Annotated in this window: 23 protein-coding genes and 1 riboswitch; of the genes, 7 read left to right on the top strand and 16 right to left on the bottom strand. The window is 57.1% G+C overall.

Translation table 11 applies throughout. The annotated features are described in order from the left end of the window. Window positions 1-7: 7 nt before the first annotated feature. A complete protein-coding gene (gene iclR / locus HMPREF3142_RS14850) occupies window positions 8-838 on the bottom strand; it encodes a glyoxylate bypass operon transcriptional repressor IclR (protein ID WP_004206826.1) in 831 nt (276 codons plus the stop codon). A gap of 194 nt (window positions 839-1032) precedes the next feature. Between iclR and metH the strand changes: the two genes are divergently transcribed. After that, window positions 1033-4716: a methionine synthase gene (gene metH, locus HMPREF3142_RS14845; protein ID WP_023296890.1), complete on the top strand. Its 3684-nt coding sequence runs from the start codon at window positions 1033-1035 to the stop codon at window positions 4714-4716. A 130-nt stretch (window positions 4717-4846) separates the two neighbouring features. Continuing rightward, window positions 4847-6478, top strand: a complete 1632-nt coding sequence (locus HMPREF3142_RS14840) for a Na/Pi cotransporter family protein (RefSeq protein WP_012543199.1) — start codon at window positions 4847-4849, stop codon at window positions 6476-6478. Window positions 6479-6565: 87 nt separating this feature from the next. Here the strand turns inward: HMPREF3142_RS14840 and HMPREF3142_RS14835 are convergent, their stop codons facing one another. The 8 genes from HMPREF3142_RS14835 to HMPREF3142_RS14800 form a co-directional block, all read right to left on the bottom strand. After that, a complete protein-coding gene (locus HMPREF3142_RS14835) occupies window positions 6566-7375 on the bottom strand; it encodes a shikimate 5-dehydrogenase (protein WP_064171757.1) in 810 nt (269 codons plus the stop codon). Further along, window positions 7368-8600, bottom strand: a complete 1233-nt coding sequence (sorE, locus tag HMPREF3142_RS14830; protein WP_008807323.1) for an L-sorbose 1-phosphate reductase — start codon at window positions 8598-8600, stop codon at window positions 7368-7370. The genes HMPREF3142_RS14835 and sorE overlap by 8 nt, the downstream gene beginning before the upstream one ends. A gap of 72 nt (window positions 8601-8672) precedes the next feature. Further along, on the bottom strand, window positions 8673-9497 hold the full coding sequence (locus HMPREF3142_RS14825; protein ID WP_002884590.1) for a PTS system mannose/fructose/sorbose family transporter subunit IID: 825 nt from the start codon (window positions 9495-9497) through the stop codon (window positions 8673-8675). An 11-nt stretch (window positions 9498-9508) separates the two neighbouring features. After that, a complete protein-coding gene (locus tag HMPREF3142_RS14820; protein ID WP_064171755.1) occupies window positions 9509-10309 on the bottom strand; it encodes a PTS mannose/fructose/sorbose transporter subunit IIC in 801 nt (266 codons plus the stop codon). A 65-nt stretch (window positions 10310-10374) separates the two neighbouring features. Next, on the bottom strand, window positions 10375-10869 hold the full coding sequence (locus tag HMPREF3142_RS14815; RefSeq protein WP_004151751.1) for a mannose/fructose/sorbose PTS transporter subunit IIB: 495 nt from the start codon (window positions 10867-10869) through the stop codon (window positions 10375-10377). Beyond that, a complete protein-coding gene (locus HMPREF3142_RS14810) occupies window positions 10869-11276 on the bottom strand; it encodes a mannose/fructose/sorbose PTS transporter subunit IIA (protein ID WP_016530854.1) in 408 nt (135 codons plus the stop codon). Before HMPREF3142_RS14810 ends, HMPREF3142_RS14815 begins: the two co-directional genes overlap by 1 nt. Window positions 11277-11285: 9 nt before the next feature. Continuing rightward, a complete protein-coding gene (locus HMPREF3142_RS14805) occupies window positions 11286-12089 on the bottom strand; it encodes an SDR family oxidoreductase (protein ID WP_002884614.1) in 804 nt (267 codons plus the stop codon). A 70-nt stretch (window positions 12090-12159) separates the two neighbouring features. Further along, complete coding sequence (locus HMPREF3142_RS14800; RefSeq protein ID WP_002884616.1) at window positions 12160-13107, bottom strand: sugar-binding transcriptional regulator; 948 nt, start codon at window positions 13105-13107, stop codon at window positions 12160-12162. A 349-nt stretch (window positions 13108-13456) separates the two neighbouring features. Between HMPREF3142_RS14800 and rluF the strand changes: the two genes are divergently transcribed. After that, entirely contained in the window at window positions 13457-14332 is an 876-nt protein-coding gene (gene rluF, locus HMPREF3142_RS14795; protein ID WP_008807321.1) for a 23S rRNA pseudouridine(2604) synthase RluF, read from the top strand. Here the strand turns inward: rluF and HMPREF3142_RS14790 are convergent. Beyond that, complete coding sequence (locus tag HMPREF3142_RS14790) at window positions 14329-14601, bottom strand: YjbD family protein (protein WP_012969166.1); 273 nt, start codon at window positions 14599-14601, stop codon at window positions 14329-14331. The genes rluF and HMPREF3142_RS14790 overlap by 4 nt on opposite strands. 199 nt (window positions 14602-14800) lie before the next feature. On the opposite strand from HMPREF3142_RS14790, the gene HMPREF3142_RS14785 reads away from it, so the two are divergent. Both HMPREF3142_RS14785 and HMPREF3142_RS14780 read left to right on the top strand, forming a co-directional pair. Continuing rightward, a complete protein-coding gene (locus HMPREF3142_RS14785; RefSeq protein WP_008807320.1) occupies window positions 14801-15157 on the top strand; it encodes a type II toxin-antitoxin system RelE/ParE family toxin in 357 nt (118 codons plus the stop codon). After that, complete coding sequence (locus tag HMPREF3142_RS14780) at window positions 15154-15492, top strand: helix-turn-helix domain-containing protein (RefSeq protein ID WP_008807319.1); 339 nt, start codon at window positions 15154-15156, stop codon at window positions 15490-15492. Before HMPREF3142_RS14785 ends, HMPREF3142_RS14780 begins: the two co-directional genes overlap by 4 nt. A 36-nt stretch (window positions 15493-15528) precedes the next feature. Here HMPREF3142_RS14780 and panS read toward each other — a convergent pair whose 3' ends face one another. Both panS and lysC read right to left on the bottom strand, forming a co-directional pair. Continuing rightward, window positions 15529-16458, bottom strand: a complete 930-nt coding sequence (gene panS, locus HMPREF3142_RS14775; RefSeq protein ID WP_002884627.1) for a ketopantoate/pantoate/pantothenate transporter PanS — start codon at window positions 16456-16458, stop codon at window positions 15529-15531. Between the two features lie 139 nt (window positions 16459-16597). Next, window positions 16598-17947 carry a lysine-sensitive aspartokinase 3 gene (lysC, locus tag HMPREF3142_RS14770; RefSeq protein ID WP_008807318.1) on the bottom strand — a complete coding sequence of 450 codons (1350 nt, stop codon included), beginning with the start codon at window positions 17945-17947 and terminating at the stop codon, window positions 16598-16600. A 179-nt stretch (window positions 17948-18126) separates the two neighbouring features. Then, window positions 18127-18362: riboswitch (Lysine riboswitch) on the bottom strand. Between the two features lie 349 nt (window positions 18363-18711). Between lysC and pgi the strand changes: the two genes are divergently transcribed. Next, window positions 18712-20361, top strand: a complete 1650-nt coding sequence (pgi, locus tag HMPREF3142_RS14765; protein ID WP_012543196.1) for a glucose-6-phosphate isomerase — start codon at window positions 18712-18714, stop codon at window positions 20359-20361. A gap of 47 nt (window positions 20362-20408) precedes the next feature. Here pgi and HMPREF3142_RS14760 read toward each other — a convergent pair whose 3' ends face one another. Next, window positions 20409-20864: an acyltransferase gene (locus HMPREF3142_RS14760; protein WP_012543195.1), complete on the bottom strand. Its 456-nt coding sequence runs from the start codon at window positions 20862-20864 to the stop codon at window positions 20409-20411. A gap of 8 nt (window positions 20865-20872) precedes the next feature. Continuing rightward, a complete protein-coding gene (locus HMPREF3142_RS14755; protein ID WP_008807315.1) occupies window positions 20873-21382 on the bottom strand; it encodes a GNAT family N-acetyltransferase in 510 nt (169 codons plus the stop codon). 144 nt (window positions 21383-21526) lie between these two features. Here HMPREF3142_RS14755 and psiE point away from each other — a divergent pair, with 144 nt between their 5' ends. Next, a complete protein-coding gene (psiE, locus tag HMPREF3142_RS14750; protein ID WP_004206282.1) occupies window positions 21527-21937 on the top strand; it encodes a phosphate-starvation-inducible protein PsiE in 411 nt (136 codons plus the stop codon). A gap of 193 nt (window positions 21938-22130) precedes the next feature. On the opposite strand, the gene malG is transcribed toward psiE, so the two are convergent. Both malG and malF read right to left on the bottom strand, forming a co-directional pair. Next, entirely contained in the window at window positions 22131-23021 is an 891-nt protein-coding gene (gene malG / locus HMPREF3142_RS14745) for a maltose ABC transporter permease MalG (protein ID WP_002884725.1), read from the bottom strand. Window positions 23022-23035: 14 nt separating this feature from the next. Further along, window positions 23036-24580: a maltose ABC transporter permease MalF gene (malF, locus tag HMPREF3142_RS14740; RefSeq protein WP_008807314.1), complete on the bottom strand. Its 1545-nt coding sequence runs from the start codon at window positions 24578-24580 to the stop codon at window positions 23036-23038. Window positions 24581-24665 lie beyond the last annotated feature (85 nt).

Below are 24665 nucleotides of genomic sequence, written 5' to 3'. Positions count from 1 at the left end.
CATTTTTTTATTTAACCCCGCCATACGCCAGCGTCACTTCCTTCGCCGCTTTGATCACCAGCGCGCCCAGCTCGGTCACCCGGTCATCGGTCATGCGTGAAATCGGCCCGGAGATGGAGATTGCCGCGAACGGTTCGCGATGTTCATCATAAATGCAGGCGGCGACGCAGCGCAGGCCGAGCGCGTGCTCCTCGTCATCGAAAGAGTAGCCCCGCTTGCGGGTCTGCGCTAAATCTTCCTTCAGATGCAGCGGCGAGACCAGCGTGGCATGCGTATAGGCATGCAGCCCTTTACGGTGCAGCAGGCTGGTGACCTGCTCTTCGCTTAATTGCGAGAGAAACGCCTTCCCGGCGCCGGAGGCGTGCATCGGCAGCTTACCGCCGATCGGCGCCGACATACGCATCAGCTGGGTGCACTGCACCTGGTCGATAATGATCGCCTGGTGGTCGCTCTGGTCAAGCACCGCCAGATTCACCGTTTCACCGGAATCTTCCATCAGCTGGCGCAGGATCGGGTGGACAATCGCCAGCAGATTGCGGCTTTGCAGAAAGCTGCTGCCGACCACGAAGGCATGCGCCCCGACGGCCCAGTGGCCCAGCTCGCCCACCTGGCGGACGAAGCCCAGCTGCTGCATGGTGGTCAGCAGGCGGTGGGTGGTGGAGTTGGGCAGACCCGCCTGCTGCGCCAGCTCGGTTAGCGCGACGCTGCTGTGGGACTCGGCAATCCATTCGAGCAATTTCAGGCCGCGGGTCAGCGACTGAACCTGACCGCCAGCCTGCTGGGCGGTGGCAGCCGCGGGTTTTCTGCCGCGTTTCGCGGGAACGGGGGTAGTGGCCATCGCGGACTCCTTTTTCTGTATCGTGGAAATGATTTTCGTTTTATTTGGCGATAATGCAATCACAACCGGACTCATCGGAGGAGTGAAGCTGAACATGTCTCATATTGCCTGTTGTTGTCTTTTCCGCTCCGGTGGTTTATGCCAGTATGGTTTGTTGGCTATTTGGCCTGAGTTGAGCGTTGTCGGGAGCAAGTGTGAGCAGCAAAGTTGAGCAACTGCATCAGCAGTTAAAAGAACGTATTCTGGTTCTGGATGGGGGCATGGGCACCATGATCCAGGGCTATCGTCTGAGTGAGCAGGACTTTCGCGGTGAGCGCTTTGCTGACTGGCCGTGCGACCTGAAAGGCAACAACGACCTGCTGGTGCTCAGCAAGCCCGAGGTGATCCGCGAGATCCACGACGCCTACTTCGAGGCCGGTGCGGATATCATTGAGACCAACACCTTTAACTCGACGACCATCGCGATGGCGGATTACCAGATGGAATCCCTGTCGGCCGAGATCAACTTTGCCGCGGCGAAGCTGGCCCGCGCCAGCGCCGACGCCTGGACGGCCCGCACGCCGGAAAAACCGCGCTACGTCGCGGGCGTGCTTGGCCCGACCAACCGTACCGCCTCTATTTCGCCTGATGTGAACGATCCGGCGTTCCGTAATATTACCTTTGACCAGCTGGTGGCCGCCTATCGCGAATCCACCCGGGCGCTGGTGGAAGGTGGCGTGGATCTGATCCTGATTGAAACGGTATTTGATACTCTGAACGCCAAAGCGGCCATCTATGCGGTGAAAGAGGAGCTGGAGGCGCTGGGCGTTGACCTGCCGCTGATGATCTCCGGCACCATCACCGATGCGTCCGGCCGCACGCTTTCCGGACAGACCACCGAAGCCTTTTATAACTCGCTGCGTCACGCCGAAGCCTTATCGTTTGGTCTGAACTGCGCCCTCGGGCCGGACGAACTGCGGCAGTATGTCCAGGAGCTGTCGCGCATCGCCGAATGCTACGTTACCGCGCACCCGAACGCCGGTCTGCCCAACGCCTTCGGTGAATACGATCTGGATGCCGACACCATGGCGACGCAAATTCGCGAATGGGCGGAAGCCGGTTTCCTCAATATCGTCGGCGGCTGCTGCGGTACGACCCCGGAGCATATTGCCGCTATGAGCCGGGCGGTGGCCGGTTTACCGCCGCGCCAGTTGCCGGAACTGCCGGTGGCCTGCCGCCTCGCCGGCCTGGAGCCGCTGAACATCGGCGACGACAGCCTGTTCGTTAACGTCGGCGAACGTACCAACGTCACCGGCTCGGCGAAATTTAAGCGCTTGATCAAAGAAGAGAAGTACAGCGAAGCGCTGGACGTTGCCCGTCAGCAGGTCGAAAGCGGCGCGCAGATTATCGATATCAACATGGATGAGGGGATGCTCGACGCGGAAGCGGCGATGGTGCGCTTCCTCAACCTGATTGCCGGCGAGCCGGACATTGCCCGCGTGCCGATCATGATCGACTCCTCCAAGTGGGAAGTCATTGAAAAGGGTTTGAAATGCATTCAGGGCAAAGGCATTGTTAACTCGATTTCGATGAAAGAGGGCGTCGAACCCTTTATCCACCATGCGAAGCTGGTTCGCCGTTATGGCGCCGCGGTAGTGGTGATGGCCTTTGACGAAGTGGGTCAGGCCGACACCCGCGAACGCAAAATTGAGATTTGCCGTCGCGCTTACAAAATTCTCACTGAAGAGGTCGGCTTCCCGCCAGAAGATATCATCTTTGATCCCAATATCTTTGCGGTAGCGACCGGTATCGAAGAGCATAACAACTATGCGCAGGACTTTATCGGCGCCTGCGAAGACATCAAACGCGAGCTGCCGCATGCGCTGATCTCCGGCGGCGTCTCCAACGTGTCGTTCTCGTTCCGCGGTAATGACCCGGTACGTGAGGCGATCCACGCCGTGTTCCTCTACTACGCGATCCGTAACGGCATGGATATGGGGATCGTCAACGCCGGCCAGCTGGCGATTTACGACGATCTGCCGGGCGAGCTGCGCGACGCGGTCGAAGATGTGATCCTTAACCGCCGCGATGACAGTACCGAACGGTTACTTGAGCTGGCGGAAAAATATCGCGGCAGCAAAGCGGACGACGGCGCGAATGCTCAGCAGGCGGAATGGCGCAGTTGGGACGTGAAAAAGCGTCTCGAATATTCGCTGGTGAAGGGCATTACCGAATTTATCGAACAGGACACCGAAGAAGCGCGTCAGCAGGCTGCCCGCCCGATTGAGGTGATTGAAGGGCCGCTGATGGACGGCATGAACGTGGTCGGCGACCTGTTCGGCGAAGGTAAAATGTTCCTGCCGCAGGTGGTGAAATCCGCTCGCGTGATGAAACAGGCGGTGGCCTACCTCGAACCTTATATCGAAGCCAGCAAAGAACAGGGCTCCAGTAACGGCAAAATGGTGATTGCCACCGTAAAAGGCGACGTTCACGACATCGGTAAAAACATCGTCGGCGTGGTGCTGCAGTGTAATAACTACGAAATTATCGATCTTGGCGTGATGGTCCCGGCGGATAAAATTCTCAAAACCGCCAAAGAGGTCAATGCGGATCTGATCGGCCTTTCCGGGCTGATTACTCCGTCACTGGACGAGATGGTTAACGTGGCGAAAGAGATGGAGCGCCAGGGCTTTACCATCCCGCTGCTGATCGGTGGCGCGACTACCTCGAAAGCGCATACAGCGGTGAAAATCGAGCAGAACTACAGCGGCCCGACCGTTTACGTACAGAACGCCTCGCGCACCGTCGGGGTGGTGGCTGCGCTGCTCTCGGATACGCAGCGCGATGATTTTGTCGCCCGTACGCGTAAAGAGTATGAGACCGTGCGTATCCAGCATGGGCGTAAAAAACCGCGCACGCCGCCGGTGACCCTGGCCGCCGCGCGGGAAAACGATCTGGCCTTCGACTGGGAGAGCTACACGCCGCCGGTGGCCCATCGCCTGGGGGTACAGGAGGTGGAAGCGAGCATCGAGACGCTGCGCAACTACATCGACTGGACGCCGTTCTTCATGACCTGGTCGCTGGCGGGCAAATACCCGCGGATTCTGGAAGATGAAGTGGTGGGCGAAGAGGCACAGCGCCTGTTCAAAGACGCTAACGATTTGTTAGATAAACTCAGCGCGGAGAAAACCCTGAACCCGCGCGGCGTGGTCGGGTTGTTCCCGGCCAACCGCGTTGGCGACGATATTGAAATCTATCGCGATGAAACCCGCACCCATGTGCTGACGGTGAGCCATCACCTGCGCCAGCAGACGGAAAAGGTCGGCTTCGCGAACTACTGCCTCGCCGACTTCGTCGCGCCGAAGCTGAGCGGCAAGGCGGACTACATCGGCGCCTTTGCCGTGACCGGCGGCCTGGAAGAGGACGCGCTGGCGGACGCCTATGAAGCGCAGCATGACGACTACAACAAGATCATGATCAAGGCCATCGCCGATCGTCTGGCGGAAGCCTTCGCCGAGTATCTGCACGAGAAAGTGCGTAAGGTCTACTGGGGGTATGCGGCCAATGAGAACCTCAGCAATGAGGAACTTATTCGCGAGAATTACCAGGGGATCCGTCCGGCGCCGGGGTATCCGGCCTGTCCGGAGCACACCGAAAAAGGCACCATCTGGCAGCTGCTGGACGTCGAAGCCCATACCGGCATGAAGCTGACCGAATCGTTCGCCATGTGGCCGGGGGCATCGGTTTCCGGCTGGTACTTCAGCCATCCGGACAGCAAGTACTTCGCCGTGGCGCAGATCCAGCGCGACCAGGTCGAAGACTACGCGCTGCGTAAAGGGATGACCCCGGCGGAAGTCGAGCGCTGGTTAGCGCCTAATCTGGGCTATGATGCCGACTAAATCGTCACCTTTCCTTACAACAAACAAGGCGCTCTGTGAGCGCCTTGTCTCTTTATTGAGGTTAACCCCTTATACTGAGAGAGGTTCCTGATCTTCGGAAAACCTATAACGATAAGGAGAAGCTGATTCCGTGTTAACTCTGCTACACCTGTTGTCCGCGGTTGCTCTGCTGGTGTGGGGCACGCATATTGTGCGTACCGGGGTGATGCGCGTCTATGGCGCTCGCCTGCGTACCGTTCTCAGTAGCAGCGTAGAGAAAAAGCCGCTCGCCTTCTGCGCGGGTCTTGGCGTCACTGCGCTGGTGCAAAGCAGCAATGCCACCACCATGCTGGTGACCTCGTTTGTCGCCCAGGATCTGGTGGGCCTGACGCCAGCGCTGGTAATGGTGCTCGGGGCCGACGTCGGGACGGCGCTGATGGCGAGGGTGCTGACCTTCGACCTGTCGTGGCTATCGCCGCTACTCATTTTTATCGGGGTGATCTTCTTCCTTGGCCGCAAGCAAACCCGCGCCGGGCAGCTGGGGCGGGTGGGGATTGGTCTGGGGCTGATCCTGCTGGCCCTGGAGCTGATTGTGCAGGCCGTGAACCCCATCACCCAGGCCAACGGTGTGCAGGTGATTTTCGCCTCGCTGACCGGCGATATCATGCTGGATGCCTTAATTGGCGCCGTATTCGCGATCATCAGCTACTCCAGCCTGGCGGCGGTGCTGCTGACGGCGACGCTGACCGCGGCGGGAGCAATCTCCTTCCCGGTGGCGCTGTGCCTGGTAATTGGTGCCAACCTGGGCTCCGGGCTGCTGGCGATGCTCAACAACAGCGCGGCAAACGCGGCGGCGCGCCGCGTGGCGCTGGGTAGCCTGCTGTTTAAGCTGGTGGGGAGCCTGATTATTCTGCCATTCGTCCATCCGCTGGCCGCGGCGATGCACAAGCTGCCGTTGGCGGAGTCTGAGCTGGTTATCTACTTCCACGTCTTTTATAACCTGCTGCGCTGCATCGCGATGGTGCCCTTTGCCGGACCGATGGCGAAGCTGTGCCAGCGTATGATCCGCGATGAGCCCGAGCTGGGTAACCAGCTGAAACCCAAGCATCTTGACCCGTCGGCGCTGGATACGCCAGCGCTGGCGCTGGCCAATGCCGCGCGCGAGACGCTGCGCATTGGAGATGCGATGGAGCAGATGCTGGGGAGCCTGCATAAAGTGATGCATGGCGAACCGCGTCAGGAGAAAGAGCTACGTCGTATGGCGGACGATATCAACGTGCTCTACACCGCCATTAAGCTCTATCTGGCGCGAATGCCAAAGGATGAGCTGGCGGAGGAGGAGTCCCGGCGCTGGGCGGAAATCATTGAGATGTCGCTAAACCTCGAGCAGGCGTCCGATATCGTCGAGCGGATGGGCAGCGAGATCGCCGATAAATCGCTGGCGGCGCGGCGCGCCTTCTCGGTGGAAGGGTTAAAGGAGCTGGATGCGCTGTACGATCTGCTGCTCAGCAATCTGCAGCTGGCGATGTCGGTCTTCTTCTCCAGCGATGTACCCAGCGCCCGCCGTCTGCGGCGCAGCAAACACCGGTTCCGCATTCTTAACCGCCGTTACTCGCATGCGCACGTTGACCGTCTGCATCAGCAGAACGTGCAGAGTATCGAAACCAGTACGTTGCACCTGGCGCTGCTGGGGGATATGAAGCGTCTGAACAGCCTGTTCTGCTCGGTGGCCTACAGCGTGATGGAGCAGCCGGATGAAGACGACGAACGAGATGACTACTGAGACGGATTATTTTTCCGTTTATGTCGCTTCTTTTCTGGCGAGGTAGCCCTCCCGGGACGTGGCTGACGCCTTCCCGGGAGGGACATCCTAGCTTCTGGCAAACGCCGAGGCTTCTGCCACCAGCGCGTTATCCGGTCGTACGCCGGTATAAAGGGCGAACTGCTCGACGGCTTGCAGGGCAATGACTTCCGCACCGCTGATGGTTTGCTTACCCCGTTGTTGCGCCAGGCGGATCAGCGGAGTTTCCGCCGGCAACGCGACCACGTCAAACACGACGCTGGCCTGGTCCACCATGGCCTCGCTGAACGCCAGCGTGTTGCTTTCCGCTCCCCCCGCCATGCCCAGCGGTGTGACATTGACCAGAATCTCGGCTGCGATCCCTTCCGGCAGGGGCTGCCACTGAAAGCCATACTGTTTTGCCAGCGCCAGGCCGCGCTGGCGATTGCGGGCCGCAATGATCACGTCGCGGAAACCGGCATCACGGAAGGCGGCAATGACGGCTTTCCCCATGCCGCCGCTACCCTGAATCATCACTCTGGCGTTGGTATCGAGCCGATGGCTGGCGATCAGGCTTTTGACCGCGATGTAATCGGTGTTTAGCCCGGTTAACTTCCCGTCGTCATTGACGATGGTGTTGACGGAGTCGATGACTTTTGCTGACGGATCGATCGCGTCAAGAAACGGTATGCAGCTCTCTTTAAACGGCATGGAGACCGCACAGCCGCGGATACCCAATGCGCGAACCCCTTTTACCGCCGCCTCAATATCCTTAGTCGTAAAGGCTTTGTAGAGGTAGTTCAATCCCAGCTTGTCATACAGATAGTTATGAAAGCGGGTGCCGAAGTTGCCGGGGCGACCCGCCAGGGAGATGCACAGCAGCGTATCGCGGTTAATCATGCGTAATATCCTCCGCGTGGGCCAGCAGATACGCTTCAGCCTCCTGGGACCAGATCCCATGGTGACGCGCCACAATCGCTGCCAGTTCGGGATCGGCGATCTCGCCCAGCGGCGTGAGCGGGAAGGCTTTTCCGGTATACACCAGCTTTTTTCCCCCGCCGACGGCAGGCAGATCGAGGGTGGTTTCGCCCGCGGCGTTCAGGCCGAGAATATGGGTGACCACTTTCGCCGTCTGGACCTTTTTCGCCTGCATCAGCGCCACCGCGGCGCGCATATCGTCAGTATTACCGCCGGAGGTGCCGACGTAGTGGGTAAAGGCGTAGTGCACGTCGTAGAAGTTGATCGGGGCGCTGAATTGCTTATCCTGGGGGCCAGCAAAGAAATTCAGGCAGCCGTCCGGGGCCAGCAACGAGGAGGCCAGGGTGATCAGCTGTTCGTTTGGCACAAACACGAAGATATCGTCGAAGCCATGGCCGCCGCTGAGCGCCAGCAGCGTATCGCGACTGGCCTCATGGCCGTCGAGGTAGTGGATCAGCGTCTGCGGCTCAGAGGGGTAATGACGGCGGGCGTAGCTGAGCTTCGGCTTATTGGTATCGGTCACTACCAGTAGTGAAGGATTGATGGGGCCGTGCAGCGCATAGTCGATGGCCAGCAGCCCCATCGGCCCCGTCCCGCCCAGGATCAGGGTGCGTCCCTGAGGACGGATCCCCATCACGTGGTTGTAACTCCCCTCCTGCAGATGATAGTTGGCGTTGAAAGCGCCAATGACGCAGGAGAGCGGCTCTACCAACGATCCTTCAAACCAGGTATCCCCCTCCCAGGTGAGCAGGCAATCCTGCGCCATCACCTCATTGGGGATCACCACATGGGTGGCTTCGCCACCGATCCATGGGAATGAGTAGCCGGGACAGTCGGGTCGGTCGGGCAACTGCAGGTTGGCCTGGATCACGTAGCGCTGCCCCGGCTGAAACTTATGCTGCCACTTTTTACCGACGGCAAGGATTTCGCCGCAAAATTCATGACCGATAATAATAGGCCTGGTGGCCACATCATCTGGCACCTTTTTATGATCGGCACCCTGATTGGCCTCTTTCCATGAAGAAAGGCACAGGCTGTCCGTGACCACCCGGGCGAGGATCTCATCGTCCTGCATCGCCGGGAGGGTAAAGGTTTCCAGGCGCAGGTCTCGTTTGCCATACAGGCGCAGGGCCGTTGTTGTTTGCATAAACCACCTCATCCCCTTCATCTTTCGGGGCTATGTTGTTGACGTCACCCCGGCATCGCCGGGGCGGAATAATCAGGACAGAAAGCCGAGGGCGTTGCCGATAATGCCTAAGCCGAAAAGGGCGAAAATCAGCCAGACCGGATTCACTTTCTTGTTCAGCAGACGCACCATCAGTAGCGTCAGGCCCAGCGCCAGCAGGCCGGGGCAGAGCTGATCGAGGATGTTCTGGACGGTCATCGTGACGGTGGCGCCGTCTGCACCGGGCGTTTGGGAAACCACCAGCGGCACATTGATGGTGGTCCATTTGGTCACCAGCACCCCCATGACAAACAGGCCGAGAATGGAGGCGCCTTCGGTCAGCTTCTGCAGCAGGTTACCGCCCATATCGCTGACGATATTGACCCCTTTACGGAAGCCCAGTTGCAGGCCGTACCACTTCATTGCCAGCCGCACTGCATTGAAAATAAAGAAAAATAACAAAGGTCCCAGAATGTTGCCGGAGAGGGCCAGCGAGGCGCCAAGGGCCGCGGTAATCGGCCGCAGCGTGCCCCAGACCAGCGGGTCGCCGACGCCGGCCAGCGGGCCCATCAGACCCACTTTGATGCCGTTGATAGCGCCATCGTCAATGGCCGCGCCGTTAGCCCGGGCCTCCTCCATGGCGGCGGTGACGCCGATCACCGGGCCACACACCGCCGGCGTGGTATTAAAGAACACCAGATGACGCTTCAGCGCCGCGACCTGATCGGCTTTGAGCGGATACAGGCGTTTGATCGCCGGGATCATGTCGTAGCAAAATCCCAGGCCATGAATACGTTCGAAGTTAAAGGAGGCCTGCTGGAGGTTGGAGCGGAGAAACATGCTCACCAGGTCGCCTTGCGTGATTTTTTTCTGTTCCATTTTCGGCTCCGTTAGTCGTCAAGCTGGTCAAGGGCGGGTGCAGAGGGGGCGGTGGAGACGGCGGGTTCAGCCTTACGCCACTGTGGATTGAGCTGGATGTAGATCAGCGCGATGATGACGCCCACGCCGCCGAAGGCCAGCAGGCTGAAGTCGAGATAACCCCCGGCGAGAAAACCGAGGAAAAAGAAGGGCATCAGGTATTTCACGCCCATCATTCGCAGCACCATCGCGTAGCCCACGACGACAATGAAACCACCGGCAATCTGCAGGCCGCGGGTGACGAATTCCGGGATCGCGCTGAGCATACTGCTGACCATATCCGCGCTAACGAACAGCGAGACCACCAGCGCCGGGATTGCCACGCGCAGTGCCTGCACCCCCAGCGCGGAGACATGCAGCAGGTCGATGGTGCGAAAGCGCGCCTCCTCGGCCGCTTTGTCCGCGGCGTGCTGGAACACCACGGTAATGGTACGGGCGAAAACGGTCAGCACCTGCCCGGCAGCGGCCACCGGCAGGGCAATGGCAATGCCGGTGGCAATGCTCTGGTGGCCCACAATCACCAGAATGGCGGAGATAATGCTGGCCAGCGCCGAATCTGGCGACTGTGCTGCCCCCACGTTCATCCAGCCGAGGGCGATCAGCTCCAGCGTACCGCCGAGCATAACCCCGGTTTTTAAATCACCCAGGATGAGGCCAATCACGGTACAGGCGATAAGGGGCCGATGGGTCTGAAATTCATCCAGCACGCTGCCCATTCCGGCAATACAGGAAAAAATAAATATGGCTATTATCTGTAGGGTACTAATTTCCATAATTTATGACCTTTAAGGTGTGAGTCATCCTGCCTGCTACGGCATATCACAACAGGCGCTATTTTTTATTCGCAGAAAGCTGTTTCGTTAATTTTGTCGAGAATATTGACTGACGGATCTGATGCGACCACGCGTAAATCGAGTTTTACTCCCAGTTTATCGAGTTCACGGAATGCCTGAATATCCTGCGGATCCAAAGAAACGGCTTTGGTTAGCTGTTTTTTACCGGGGCGCCAGGCCATGCCACCAATATTTAACGTGGCGATCTGCACGCCCTGGCGCACCATCGTTAAAACATCATGTGGATTGGTAAATAAATAAAAGACGGTCTCATCCTGATATTGCGGGTTATGATAGACCGCAACCGCTTTTTCCAGACTGACAACGTTTACCTTCATGCCTGGCGGGGCTGCCTGGCGCAACAGGGTCCGGCGAACCTCATCGTTAAATACATCGTCATTGCAGATAATTATCCGCTGGGCGTTGGCGACTTTTGACCACACGGTGGTGACCTGGCCATGAATCAGTCGGTCATCAATACGGGCGAGGGTAATTTGCATCAGAACTCCTCCTCAACGGTTTCTGGCTGCTGCCAGACCACACAGCACTGACTGGCGATGGCCTGCAGATGCTGGCATAAGTCATCGGCGCTCAGGGTATGCTGGTTATCCACCAGCTCGAGCGCCAGCGGCAGCGACAGGCCGCTAATCACCCGGATCTGCGGGTGACGCATTGCCAGCCCGGCTGCGGCATTCCATGGGCTTCCGCACTGCAAATCTACCGCGATTACCCACTCCTCATCGGTGTGGGCGCTTACTAACTTTTCCAGGTTAATGGCGATATCCGCCGCGTTTTCGCCGGGGACAAACGCGACGGCGCTGACGTTAACCTCGCCGTAGACCATGCGTACCGAATCAAGCATGGCCCCGGCCAGCTGGCCGTGGGCGCAGAAGATAGCGTGAACCATACTGCCTCCTTAACCGCGCGTTTTTCCGCCGGCAATGTTAGTGGTGACTCCGGTGATGTAGCTGGCGCGCGCTGACAAGAGATAGCAAACAAAATCAGCCACTTCCGAGAGCTTTCCTGCCCGCCCGATGGGAATGGCGTTTTTGGTATATCCCTCGCGAAGTTGCTCGACGGTGATATTGCGCGTCCAGGCCAGCGCCTCTTCATATTCCGGCGTCCGCAGGCCCGTTTTTTCGAGGATCCCTGGCGCAACGCCGACTACGCGGATCCCATATTTACCCAATTCTTTGGACCAGGAGCGGGTAAAGCTGTTGAGCGCGGCCTTGGTCGCGGCGTAGCAGCTTTGACCTTCAGAGCCTTCCAGGCCGCTCTCCGAAGAGACATTGACAATCACCCCAGCGCGCTGTTTGACCATTTGACGTGCCACCGCCTGCGACATGAAAAACACCCCTTTCTGGTTGATATTGACCATTTTTTCAAAAGCGGCTTCGTTTAATTCATAGCGGCCGGCCGGTGCTTTTTCGTCGACTAATAAACGCGGGAAATTCACGCCAGCGTTATTGACCAAACCATCAATACGCGACCAGCGCTGAATAATGGCATCGATAGTCTGTTGCACCTCTGTCGCGCTGGAAATATCCGTCGGCCAGAAGTGATAATTATCGCCATTGTGATGACGATCGCCGCCATGAATATCAATCATCTGGACATGAGCACCTTGTGATAATAATTCATCGACAATGGCCAGCCCAATTCCCGAGGCGCCGCCGGTCACGATAATGACGTTATCTTTTAAATTTAACCAGGTATTCATTATTCACTCCCATTTCTTTAGATAAAGGGATCCCCCGCAGCGGGTGCTGCGTGAAATCATATCCTGTGTGTTATTTCAGTAATAACTCAGCCGTTTCTCTGTTTGTCACCAGACAATTAATATAGCGTCCGTGCAATGCGCCAAGAATGCCAGAGTATTTCTCTTCCCCCATGGCGATGCCGATGGAATAGCGAGCCTGGCGCAGCTTCGCCATTTCGATCGACAGGGTTTTTTCGCTCATATTGGTATCGACTAACCCGCCGTTAATATCGTAGAAACGCGAACAGATATCCCCGGCGACGTGGCGGGCGTTGAGATCGTCGCTCTCTTCGCTGCCGTAGAAGGCGTGCCAGTTTGCGCCGTCGCGAATGGCCGGTGAACCAATACCCACCAGCGCCACATCCAGGCTGTCCCAGTAGGATGAGATGGTTTTAAAATGCTGGGACTGCATGATGCCGTTGCGGATCAGCGGGTTATCCAGCAGAGCTGGAAAATCGGCAAGGTGGGATTCCGCTTTCAGTCTGGCTGCCGCGCCGTAGGTTAAGGTGTTCACATGGTAGCGGCTCTCCAGTTTACCGGAAGGTCCACCGATGATGGGGACGCAGATCACCTGGCGTGACTGGCTGGCCTGCGGCAGGTTCTCCACCAGCGAACGCACGGCGCGACCCCATGAAAAACCGATGATATCGCCGGGCTCCAGCAACCGATCGACAAGCAGGGCGCCATGCTGGCCCATCGCACTCAGCTGTTCTTCTTCCAGCAGCCCATCACTGCTGGCAACCACCGCCTCTTTCAGGCCAAATTTTTGCTTGAGCTGTTGCTCGAGCCACAGGTTTTCATTGTAGTCATAGTTGATGGCGATGGTAACAATGCCCTGCTCGCGGCCGCGCTTCAGCAGGCGACTGATGGTGGTGCGATAGATCCCCAGCTCGCGAGCAATTTGCGCCTGAGTCATATCCTGCTCGTAATAGAGCTGGGCGATTTTGACAATCAACCGGATATCATCGCTGTTTTCCATGGTCATCTGCAGGCTCCTGCACATTTGTGCAAATCGCGGGTTTGTGCTGTTGATCTGATATAACCCTATTAGAGCCACCGTTTAAAGCGATTTTCTTTTATTTCATCACCCTAATCTGGCGAATAATCTTGCACATTTGCGTTATCAATAGCGGGTTGTTGGCACCTTTGTGCATTGCACGCTAAATCGCTGATTCTGTGATATTTCATCATGCAAAGTTGCCAGGCGTTGAGCGGGACACTTTTGTGAAAAAAGGCGTAGTCGATCACACCTTGCGCCGGAGGGCGCAAAGGCACATCTTTTTTCTCGCCCACAAGGTAGGGTATATTTCGCTTTTACAGGAGAATCTATGCTGCCCGACTCATCAACCCGATTAAATAAATACATCAGTGAAAGCGGCATCTGCTCGCGTCGCGAAGCGGACCGCTTTATTGAACAAGGCAACGTCTTTATCAATGGCAAGCGCGCCACCATTGGCGATCAGGTGAAGCCTGGTGACCTGGTTAAAGTGAACGGACGGTTGATTGAGCCGCGTGAAGCGGATGATCTGGTGCTGATTGCGCTGAATAAGCCGGTCGGTATTGTGAGCACCACCGAAGATGGCGAACGCGACAATATTGTCGACTTCGTCAACCACAGCAAGCGTATCTTCCCTATTGGCCGTCTGGATAAAGATTCTCAGGGGCTGATCTTCCTCACCAACCACGGTGATCTGGTGAACAAGATCCTGCGCGCCGGCAACGACCATGAAAAAGAGTATCTGGTGACGGTCGATAAGCCGGTGACCGATGAGTTCATTCGCGGGATGGGCGCGGGGGTGCCGATTCTCGGGACGGTGACGAAAAAATGTAAAGTGAAGAAAGAGGCGCCGTTCGTTTTCCGCATCACTCTGGTGCAGGGGCTGAATCGCCAGATCCGTCGTATGTGCGAGCACTTTGGCTATGAAGTGACGAAGCTTGAGCGTACGCGGATTATGAACGTGAGCCTGACGGGGATCCCCTTGGGGGAATGGCGTGATCTAACCGATGACGAGTTGATCGACCTGTTCAAGCTGATTGAAAACTCCTCTTCCGAAGCGAAGCCGAAAGCCAGGCCGAAGGCCAAAGCGGCGACCCCCGGGATCAAGCGCCCGGTGGTGAAGATGGAAAATAGCAACGATAAAGGCCGCCCGGCTGCTAACGGGAAACGTTTCACCCAGCCGGGACGTAAAAAGAAAGGGCGTTAACGCCTGCCGCGGGTCGGCGTATTCGCCGACCAGGAAAAGGTCGCTTCTTTATCCGTTTTATAAGCCTGCTGTTTTTTCACCTGGCGGGCTTTCTTCGCATCCGCTTCACGCTGCGCCATCAGCTTATCGATATATTCCTTTTTCACGCTGTTCGTTTCCGCATTGCTCAGCGGGCGGCCATGCGCAATGCGCGCGCGGTCAAGCAGCGTTTTCAATTCGCGCTGTTCGCGCTCGGTCATCTCTTTTTGTGTAATACGGGGGAGTGCCATGGTGGTGCCCTCAGTCAGACCAGAGCACCCAGTGTACGGCAATCAGCGCAAAATAGAACGCATCCGGAAAGCGCCTCGCAGAATATTTCCCTCGTTCGTGACCAGTGCGCGGGTCTGGCTTAGGGTAACGGCACGCCTACTGGCCAACGACGACAAATTTTGGGTGGGAGATGTATAAAATTTTATACAAGGATGTGGTATGCTTAATCAGCAACAGAGATTAAGGCGTATCGTCTGGATGGGCTCTTCCTTTGACGATCTGCGCCAGTTTCCTGAGGACGTCCGCAGAGATGCCGGCTTCCAGCTTTATCGTTTACAGTCGGGTTTAGAGGCTGCGGACTGGAAAGCGATGCCTCAACTGGGGCGGGGCGTTGAGGAAATCCGCCTGCGCCACTTTTCCGGTGCATATCGGGTAATTTATCTGGCCCGTTTTGCAGAGGCGATATATGTCCTGCACTGTTTTAACAAAAAGACGCGACGCACCGCCGAACACGAAAAACAGATTGTCAGAAACCGTTTGCAGGTTATACAGCAGGAACACAGGAGTCATAAATGAATCGTAAGAGGGTGGATGGTATTCGTCATGTGACCTCTGAAGAGAGCAATATATTCAGTGAACTGGGCTTTGATGATGCTGACGCAGAGCAGCTTCGGGGACAAGCGGAAAAAGAAGTTGAGCAGTTGATGGCGCTTAAACGACAGTTAATGCAGGAAATCGCTGAGTGGATAGATGAACATCAATTGAAGCAGGCCGATGCTGCCGCGAAGTTGAGCATTTCGCGCCCGCGTATTTCAGATGTGGTCAATCAGAAAACCAGTAAGTTTACCCTGGATGCGTTAGTCATGATGTTAATGAAGTTAGGTAAACCAGTACGTTTGCAGATTGGATAACGCACACGCCCGGGCCTGCGCCCGGACGTATCACGCTCAGCGCTTGTCGGCTTTTTTGGCGATGGGCTTTCCTGACCAGTACCCGGCCAGCAGCGAACCGGACAGGTTATGCCAGACGGAGAACAGCGCGCCTGGCAGCGCCGCCAGCGGGCCGAAGTAAATTTTACCCAGCGCGGCCGCCAGGCCAGAGTTCTGCATCCCCACCTCGATCGCCAGCGTACGGCAGGTGGATTCATCAAAACCAAACAGACGTCCGCCCCAGTAGCCGCCAAGCAGGCCAATGGTGTTATGCAGGATCACCGCGATAATCACCACCAGGCCGACGGAGGCAATATGGGCGGCGGAACCCGCCACCACCGCGCTGATGATCGCCAGAATGCACACCATCGAGAAGGCGGGCAGGAACGGCTCTACCGCTTTCACCACCTTCGGCAGCAGATGATGGACAATCAGTCCCAGCGCGATGGGGATGACCACAATCTGCAGAATGCTGAGCAACATGCCCATGACGTCGACCTGAATATGCGCGTCGACGTACAGACGGGTAAGCAGCGGTGTCGCCACGACGCCGACGAGGGTGGAGACCGAGGAGATGGTCACCGACAGCGCCACATCCCCTTTGGCAAGAAAGATCATCACGTTGGAGGCGGTCCCGCTGGCGACGCTGCCGACCAGCACCATCCCGGCGGAAAGCTCCGGCGGCATATGAAACAGCAGCGCCAGCAGCCAGGCGGCGAGCGGCATCACCAGATAATGGAGAAAGATCCCCGCAGCGACCGGCGCCGGGCGCGACAGGACGCGTTTGAAATCCTCCAGCTTCAGATGCACACCCATACCGAACATGATCAGCATCAGCAGGGTGGTGACCCATGGGCCAATTGGGGTGAAGGTGGTGGGAGTGTAATAGGCCAGAACGGAGAGCAGCAGTGCCCATAACGGGAACAGCCGCGTCAGAGTTGCGAGCATGTTGTGTTCCTTGCGATACGCGAACCGGGCCGCGCCATCCCGATGGGGCGGCGAGCAGGTCCGCTGGTTGTGTTGATGTTGTTATAAAAAAGCCGGGTTCGAGCCCGGCTATAGGTATTGTTTATCGTGCTAAGAAATTTTATTCAAACAAATTATGATGCAGCTTCTGCACCACCTTCTCCGCATCGGCGCCAGGCACCAGGAAGCAGAGGTTATGGCTGGAGGCGCCATAGCAGATCATGCGGATATTAAACGGCTCGAGGACGCCAAAGACCTCTTTGCCGACGCCGCAGGCTTTCGACAGCTCATTGCCAATCAGGGCCACCAGCGCCAGGTCTTCCTCCACTTCCACGCGGCACAGCGAGGAGAGTTCAGTCAGCAGCGCCTGGGTCAGCAGGGTATCGCCTGCAGAGGTTGAGCCGGTGGTATCCATGGTCAGGGCCACGCTCACTTCGGAGGTGGTGATCAAATCGACGGAGATGTTATGGCGCGCCAGAATGCCGAACACTTCGGCGAGGAAGCCGCGGGAGTGCAGCATATTCAGGCTATGCAGCGTCAGCAGCGTCTGACGGCGACGCAGGGCCAGGGCGCGGAACAGCGGCGGGTTCTCGGTGGTTTTACACACCAGCGTACCGCCCGCTTTAGGCTCTTTACTCGAGCCGACAAACACCGGAATATCGCTGCGCACGGCAGGCAGCAGGGTCGCCGGGTGCAGCACTTTGGCGCCAAAGGTGGCCATTTCCGCTGCCTCTTCAAAGGCGATGACGTCGATGCGTTTCGCCGCCGGCGCCACGCGCGGATCGGTAGTATAAATCCCCGGGACATCGGTCCAGATATCGACGCGGGTGGCATTCAGCGCTTCGCCGAGCAGAGCGGCGGTATAATCGCTGCCGCCGCGGCCGAGGGTGGTGGTGCGGCCTTTCGCTTCGCTGCCGATAAAGCCCTGCGTCACCACCAGGCCTTCCGCCAGGCGCGGCGCCAGCTGCTGCTGGGTCAGTTCGGCGACGGCGGCGATGTCCGGTTCGGCGCGGCCAAAGCGATCGTTAGTGCGCAGCACTTTACGGGCGTCAAACCACTGCGCCTGAATACCGCGTTCACGCAGAATTTCCACAAACAGCAGGGTGGACATCAGTTCGCCATGGCTGACCAGTTCGTCGGTCAGGGCGGTCGAGGAGGCGAGCGCAGCGGCTTCCGCCAGCGTGGTGATATTTTCCAGCAGGCGCTCAATCTCTTCGCGGATCACGTTGGGATAGCGCAAACGCTCCAGAATATTGAACTGGATCTGGCGCAGAGCATCCAGCTGGGAAAAACGTTCGGTGGGTTCCAGCCCTCCCGCTAAGGCCACCAGAATGTTGGTCACGCCGGCAGAGGCGGAGAGCACAACAATACGGGTATTGGCATCGAGCAGCGCCACATCGATGCTGCGGTTCATAGCGTCAAAATCGGCAACGCTGGTGCCGCCAAATTTGGCGACGACTAGATCTGTCATAACAACCTCGTGTCAGGGGGCCTGACTTATTAAAACGATTCCTGAACACCGATCGTGGCAGGGGCTGGACGCCGCCGGATCGCAACAAAATGTCTTAATAAGCCAGGCCAAATTATTCAGCCATGGCACAAGGGAAGAGCGATAAACAGGGTGGCGCAGAGTGATAAACAACTACGATGTCACCCAGAAGTGCTCCACCTTGTAGACCCGACTCACCGCTCTGGGCGCTGAGGTGTTCGGGTATGAAACGCCCGACTGCGAACGTTTCTGGTGACAACCCAGGGGATTCAGCCCCTGTGGCCGGTGAGGAGCGTGACCAGACGCTCTTTCACCTCGGCGTTGCTCCCCCTCACGTATTTTCCCCGGACTGGTTCCTCCAATACGGTTACCTGGGCAACGCACCTCTTCTGGCAATTACCGACGTCTTTCACCTGGCCGGGGGAACAGGGACATTATATCCCCCGCGAATACCCTTTCGCTGTAGCGTGAAATGCGCGAGCAATAGATACCTACCAATACGTAAGCACTGCGGATATATAAAGGCTTAACACCAGCTATGTCAACGCTGCGGTTATGCGGATTTTTCATGCCCCTGCGGCTAACAGAAAAAAGCCTTATGATAGCTATACTAATGGGGCTTTTTACTCCGTTTTGACCCGATTCCTGACCGGCGTCAGGGACAAGTCACAAAAATCATCACAATTTTCCGTCACCGGCGCTACAATCGACCGAAGTCACAATCTCAAATCAGAAGAGTATTGCTAATGAAAAACATCAACCCAACGCAGACCTCTGCCTGGCAGGCATTACAGAAACACTTCGACGAAATGAAAGATGTCACTATCAGCGAGCTGTTCGCCAAAGATAGCGACCGTTTTTCTAAGTTTTCCGCGACGTTCGACGATCTGATGCTGGTGGACTTCTCCAAAAACCGCATCACCGAAGAGACGCTGGCTAAACTGCAGGATCTGGCGAAAGAGACCGATCTGGCAGGCGCCATTAAATCGATGTTCTCCGGCGAAAAGATCAACCGTACCGAAGACCGTGCGGTACTGCACGTCGCGCTGCGCAACCGCAGCAATACGCCGATTGTGGTTGATGGCAAAGATGTGATGCCGGAAGTGAACGCTGTGCTGGAGAAGATGAAAACCTTCTCAGAAGCGATTATCTCCGGTAGCTGGAAAGGCTATACCGGCAAACCGATCACCGACGTGGTTAACATTGGTATCGGCGGTTCCGACCTCGGTCCGTTCATGGTCACCGAAGCGCTGCGTCCGTACAAAAACCACCTCAACATGCACTTTGTCTCCAACGTCGATGGCACCCACATCGCTGAAGTGCTGAAGAACGTCAACCCGGAAACGACCCTGTTCCTGGTGGCGTCCAAGACCTTCACCACCCAGGAGACCATGACCAACGCCCACAGCGCGCGCGACTGGTTCCTGGCGACCGCGGGCGACGACAAGCACGTGGCTAAACACTTCGCGGCGCTCTCTACCAACGCGAAAGCAGTTGGCGAGTTCGGCATCGACACCGCCAACATGTTCGAATTCTGGGACTGGGTTGGCGGCCGCTACTCCCTGTGGTCGGCGATTGGCCTGTCCATCATTCTCTCCGTGGGCTTCGACAACTTCGTTGAGCTGCTGTCCGGCGCGCATGCGATGGATAAACACTTCTCCACCACCCCGGCGGAGAAAAACCTGCCGGTGCTGCTGGCGCTGATCGGTATCTGGTACAACAACTTCTTCGGAGCAGAAACCGAAGCGATTCTGCCGTACGACCAGTACATGCACCGTTTTGCCGCCTACTTCCAGCAGGGCAACATGGAGTCCAACGGTAAGTATGTTGACCGTAACGGCCACGCGGTAGACTACCAGACTGGCCCGATCATCTGGGGTGAGCCGGGCACCAACGGTCAGCACGCGTTCTACCAGCTGATCCACCAGGGCACCAAAATGGTACCGTGCGATTTCATCGCCCCAGCTATCACCCACAACCCGCTGTCCGACCATCATCCGAAGCTGCTGTCCAACTTCTTCGCTCAGACCGAGGCCCTGGCTTTCGGTAAATCCCGTGAAGTGGTCGAGCAGGAATACCGCGATCAGGGTAAAGATCCGGCGACCCTGGAGCACGTGGTGCCGTTCAAAGTGTTTGAAGGCAACCGTCCGACGAACTCCATCCTGCTGCGTGAAATCACCCCGTTCAGCCTGGGGGCGCTGATTGCCCTGTACGAGCACAAAATCTTCACCCAGGGCGCGATCCTCAACATCTTCACCTTCGACCAGTGGGGCGTTGAACTGGGCAAACAGCTGGCTAACCGCATCCTGCCGGAGCTGAAAGACGGCAGCGAAGTTAGCAGCCACGACAGCTCAACTAACGGCCTGATTAACCGTTATAAAGCCTGGCGCGCATAATCTTGCGCAGCTAAGACGCAATGCCGACCCTTAGGTCGGCATTTTTTTTACAGCCGCCGCAGCAGGCGGGCTGGATTTCCCGCCCACACCCCTTTCTCGGTAATGGACTTCGTCACCACGCTGCCCGCGCCAATCACCACGCCGTCGCAGATGCTGACGGCCAGAATCGTGGCGCCGCTGCCGATCGACACGTCATCGCCAATCTCAATTCGCCCCCAACTGGCGCGGTCGGCGTTTGGTTTACCCTCGCGAAACAGGTCGTTGGCAAACATCACGCCGTGACCGATAAAGCAGCGCTGGCCAATGGTGACGTACTCGCAGATAAAGGTATGGGACTGAATTTTACTGTTCGCGCCGATGCGGGTGTTGCCCTGGATCTCAACGAACGGCCCGACGAAGACGTTATCGCCAAGGACACAGTCGTACAGGTTGGCGGGCTGGTAGATCACCACGTTCTCACCGCTGGTGACGTTGCGGATCGCCGTTTCCCGAAGGGTATGCATAGTGCCTCTCAGATCGGTTTGGCCAGAATATGTAAGGTGCTTTGCTGGCTGGCGGAATGAAATGCGACATCTTTCACGTGCTGCATCCCCTGACGTTCGTAAAAGCGGCGCGCAGCGGGGTTATCGGCGAGCACTTCCAGCCACAGCCAGCGTTCACCGGCCGCTTTTGCTCTCGCCTCGACGGCGCGAAATATCTGCTCGCCGTAGCGTCGGCCCGTTGTGTCAGGCAGCAGATAGAGCTTATGCAACAGCGTACCGGACGGACCTTCAGGACTTATCGCCTGACGACAGGCGTATTTCGCAAAGCCGACAGGGTGGGGGGCTTCAGCAATCAACCAACAGCACTGGGAATCGGTCAGGCTGCGTTGCAGCGAGGCCAGGGAATACTCTTGTTGCAGGTAGCACGCCAGCTCGTCGGCGTTATGCCAGAGGTGAGCAAAGTGATGGCGATAGCTGGCATTGCCCATTTCATTGAGTAAAGCCGCATCCTCTGCGCGTGCGGTACGAATCTTCAGCATGGTTGTTTCCTTTTTAACCCGTCCGTCTGGGCTGTGATTGTTACATCTTCGCCGGTGGTGGCAAAAAGTTAGCGAATAATGTCGATCTGGATCACATTTTTGCGTTATACAGGTCTCAAAGAAGCATAATGATGAGGGGTATTTATGTCGTCGGTTTATCGTCCGCTGGTGAATTTTATCGCCACCGCGATGCAAACGGTTTTGAATCTTGGGCTGCTGTGCCTGGGGATTATTTTGATCGTCTTCCTCGGGAAAGAGACGCTGCATCTGGCCGATGTCCTCTTTACCCCGGAGCCGACCAGTAAGTACCGGCTGGTGGAAGGTCTGGTGGTCTACTTCCTCTACTTCGAGTTTATCGCGCTGATCGTCAAGTATTTTCAGTCGGGGTTCCACTTCCCGCTGCGCTATTTCGTCTATATCGGCATCACCGCGATTGTGCGCCTGATTATCATCGACCATGAGTCGCCGATGGCGGTGCTAATTTACTCTGCTGCGATCCTGATCCTGGTGATTACGCTCTGGCTGTGTAACTCCAATCGCCTGAAACGCGAATAAAAAAAAGCGGCCTCCAGGGCCGCTGACCAACAGTCACAAATAAAATTTATGTAGGGTCCAGTTGAGGATAGCAGTGGCATTGGCCTTACTTTTTCAGCTGAGGGCGACGGCGACAATACCCGGTTGGGGTCGTGTATTGCGGCTAGACCGTCGGCCCTCATCTGAAATTTGGGGCCGGTGTTACAAAAAAAACTTAACCTTTCACCCCACCCGCCGTCAGGCCGTTAACCAGCCAGCGCTGTGCCAGCAGGAAGACGACCGTGATCGGGATGGCGGAGAGCACCGCCGCAGCGGCGAAGTCGCCCCACAGATAGTTCTGCGGGTTGAGATACTGTTGCATACCTACCGCCAGGGTATAGCTGTTCACATCGCGCAGCAGCAGCGAGGCGACGGGCACTTCGGTGATGGCTGCGATGAACGACAGAATAAACACCACCGCCAGAATCGGCACCGACAGCGGCAGCAGCACGAGGCGGAAGGCCTGCCATGGGGTCGCGCCATCCAGCGCCGCCGCTTCTTCCAGCGAACCATCGATGGTTTCGAAGTAGCCTTTAATCGTCCAGACGTGCAGCGCGATACCGCCCATATAAGCGAAGATCACGCCGCCGTGGGTGTTGAGGCCGACGAACGGGATGTACTGGCCCAGGCGGTCAAACAACGCATACAGAGCCACCAGCGACAGCACCGCCGGGAACATCTGGAAAATCAGCATCCCTTTCAGCAGCGTCGCTTTCCCCGGGAAGCGCATACGGGCAAAAGCGTAGGCGCAGGTGGTGGAGAGGGCGACGATACCGATCGCGGTAATGCCGGCGACCTTAATCGAGTTCCACAGCCACAGCAGCACCGGGAACGGCGGCGGCGTGACGCGGCCATCGGCGTGTTCGACGCTGAAGCCTAACGCCAGACGCCAGTGTTCCCAGGAGATGGTATCCGGGATCAGGCTGCCGGTGGCGAAGTTACCCTCGCGCAGCGAGATGGCGATAACCATCAGCAGCGGAAACATAATCGCCGCGATAAAAATCAGTAGCAGGAGATGCGTAGTAAAGAGACGCAGCTTTTGAGATTTGGGTTGGACCATAGCCATTATCGTTATCTCCCTTAATCAAACTTCATGCGTGTGGCTTTCAGATTCACAATCGCTAACGCGCCAACCAGCAGGAAGATAAGCGTTGCGATAGCCGCCGCCAGGCCGAAGTCCTGACCGCCGCCGCCTTCAAAGGCGATGCGATAGGTGTAGCTCACCAGCAGGTCGGTATAACCGGCCGGGGTGGTGGTGCCGAGACGGTCCGGACCACCGTTGGTCAACAGCTGAATCAGCACGAAGTTGTTAAAGTTAAAGGCGAAGCTGGCGATCATCAGCGGTGTCAGCGGTTTGATCAGCAGCGGCAGCGTAATTTTAAAGAAGTTCTGGAACGGACCGGCGCCATCCATCGCCGACGCTTCGTACAGATCGTCCGGAATCGCCTTCAGCAACCCCATGCACAGGATCATCATGTACGGATAGCCCAGCCAGGTATTGACGATGATGATCATGGTGCGCGCGGTGGTCGGGTCGCTAAACCAGGCCGGCTTAATGCCGAACAGCGCGCTGAGCATCATATTGATTTCACCAAAGCTCTGGTTGAACAGCCCTTTGAAAATCAGAATCGAAATAAACGACGGTACGGCATACGGCAGAATCAACAGGACGCGGTAAATTGCTTTGCCTTTCAGTGCTTCCCACTGCACCAGACAAGCCAGCACCATTCCCACGGCCACGGTCAAAATCACCGTCAGCACCGAGAACACCACGGTCCAGACGAAAATAGCGAAGAACGGTTTCTGGATACCTTCGTCCTGGAAGACGCGAGTGAAGTTATCCCAGCCGATCGTCACGGTGTAGCCCGGGCTCAGCTTTTCAGTGCCCCAGCTGCCGTCGGCGTTAATCGCCTGGTAGAAGCCTACGTCATTGTTCGGGCGGTATTTAACGTGGGTCTGATTGTTGGTCAGCACCCCATCTTCGCTAAGCGTATACAGCGGTTGAGTGCCAGAGAACTGACGCAGCGAGCTCATGATCACTTTGCTGTCATCCGGCAGCACCGCGGTCAGTTGGTTCAGCGCGGTGCGATTCTGGGTAATGACGCGCAGGCTGACGCGCTCGCCTTCCGGCAGGGCATCGGTTTCTTTTAACGCCAGCTTCTGCTCACCGCCGAATTTAAAAGCGTCGGAAAGGTAGTTTTTACCGCTCTCGCCGTCGGTCAGGGCCAGTTTCCACTCGTCCCCCGCCGGGATCAGCGTGAAGTTATAGGCTTTGCCAGCCTGGAAAGAGCGATCCATCAGCACCTGCTGCGCACGTTCAAAGGTCAGCTGGTTGGTGCTGCTGTAGTTAGTGAAGGCGATGGCAATGGTACAGATCAGCGGAAACAGGACGAACAGACCCATGCCGGCGAGGCCGGGATAGACATAGCGCCAGGCATAAGCCTTGCGATTAGCGAAAATATACAGGCCAACTGAGCTTAAAATCAGCGTCATGATGGCGAACAGGTACTCCCCCTGGGCGTACATCAAAACAACAAGGTAACCCACCAGCAGGCACAGTAAGCCAATCACAGACCATGTGAGTTGCGGACTTTGCCACCAGTGTTTCTTTTTAACGGCATCCATGGGGATCATCCTCTACAGCGGTGAAAACTTATTTGTCAGGCGGCGCTTCGCTTACCTGACCTACGGTCCGAGCCGTAGTGGTAGG

The organism is Klebsiella sp. HMSC16C06 (genome assembly GCF_001808325.1).
GTDB classification, from domain to species: Bacteria; Pseudomonadota; Gammaproteobacteria; order Enterobacterales; family Enterobacteriaceae; genus Klebsiella; species Klebsiella variicola.
Note: the sequence above shows the minus strand (reverse complement) of the source record. Positions and strands in the feature narration are given on the sequence as shown.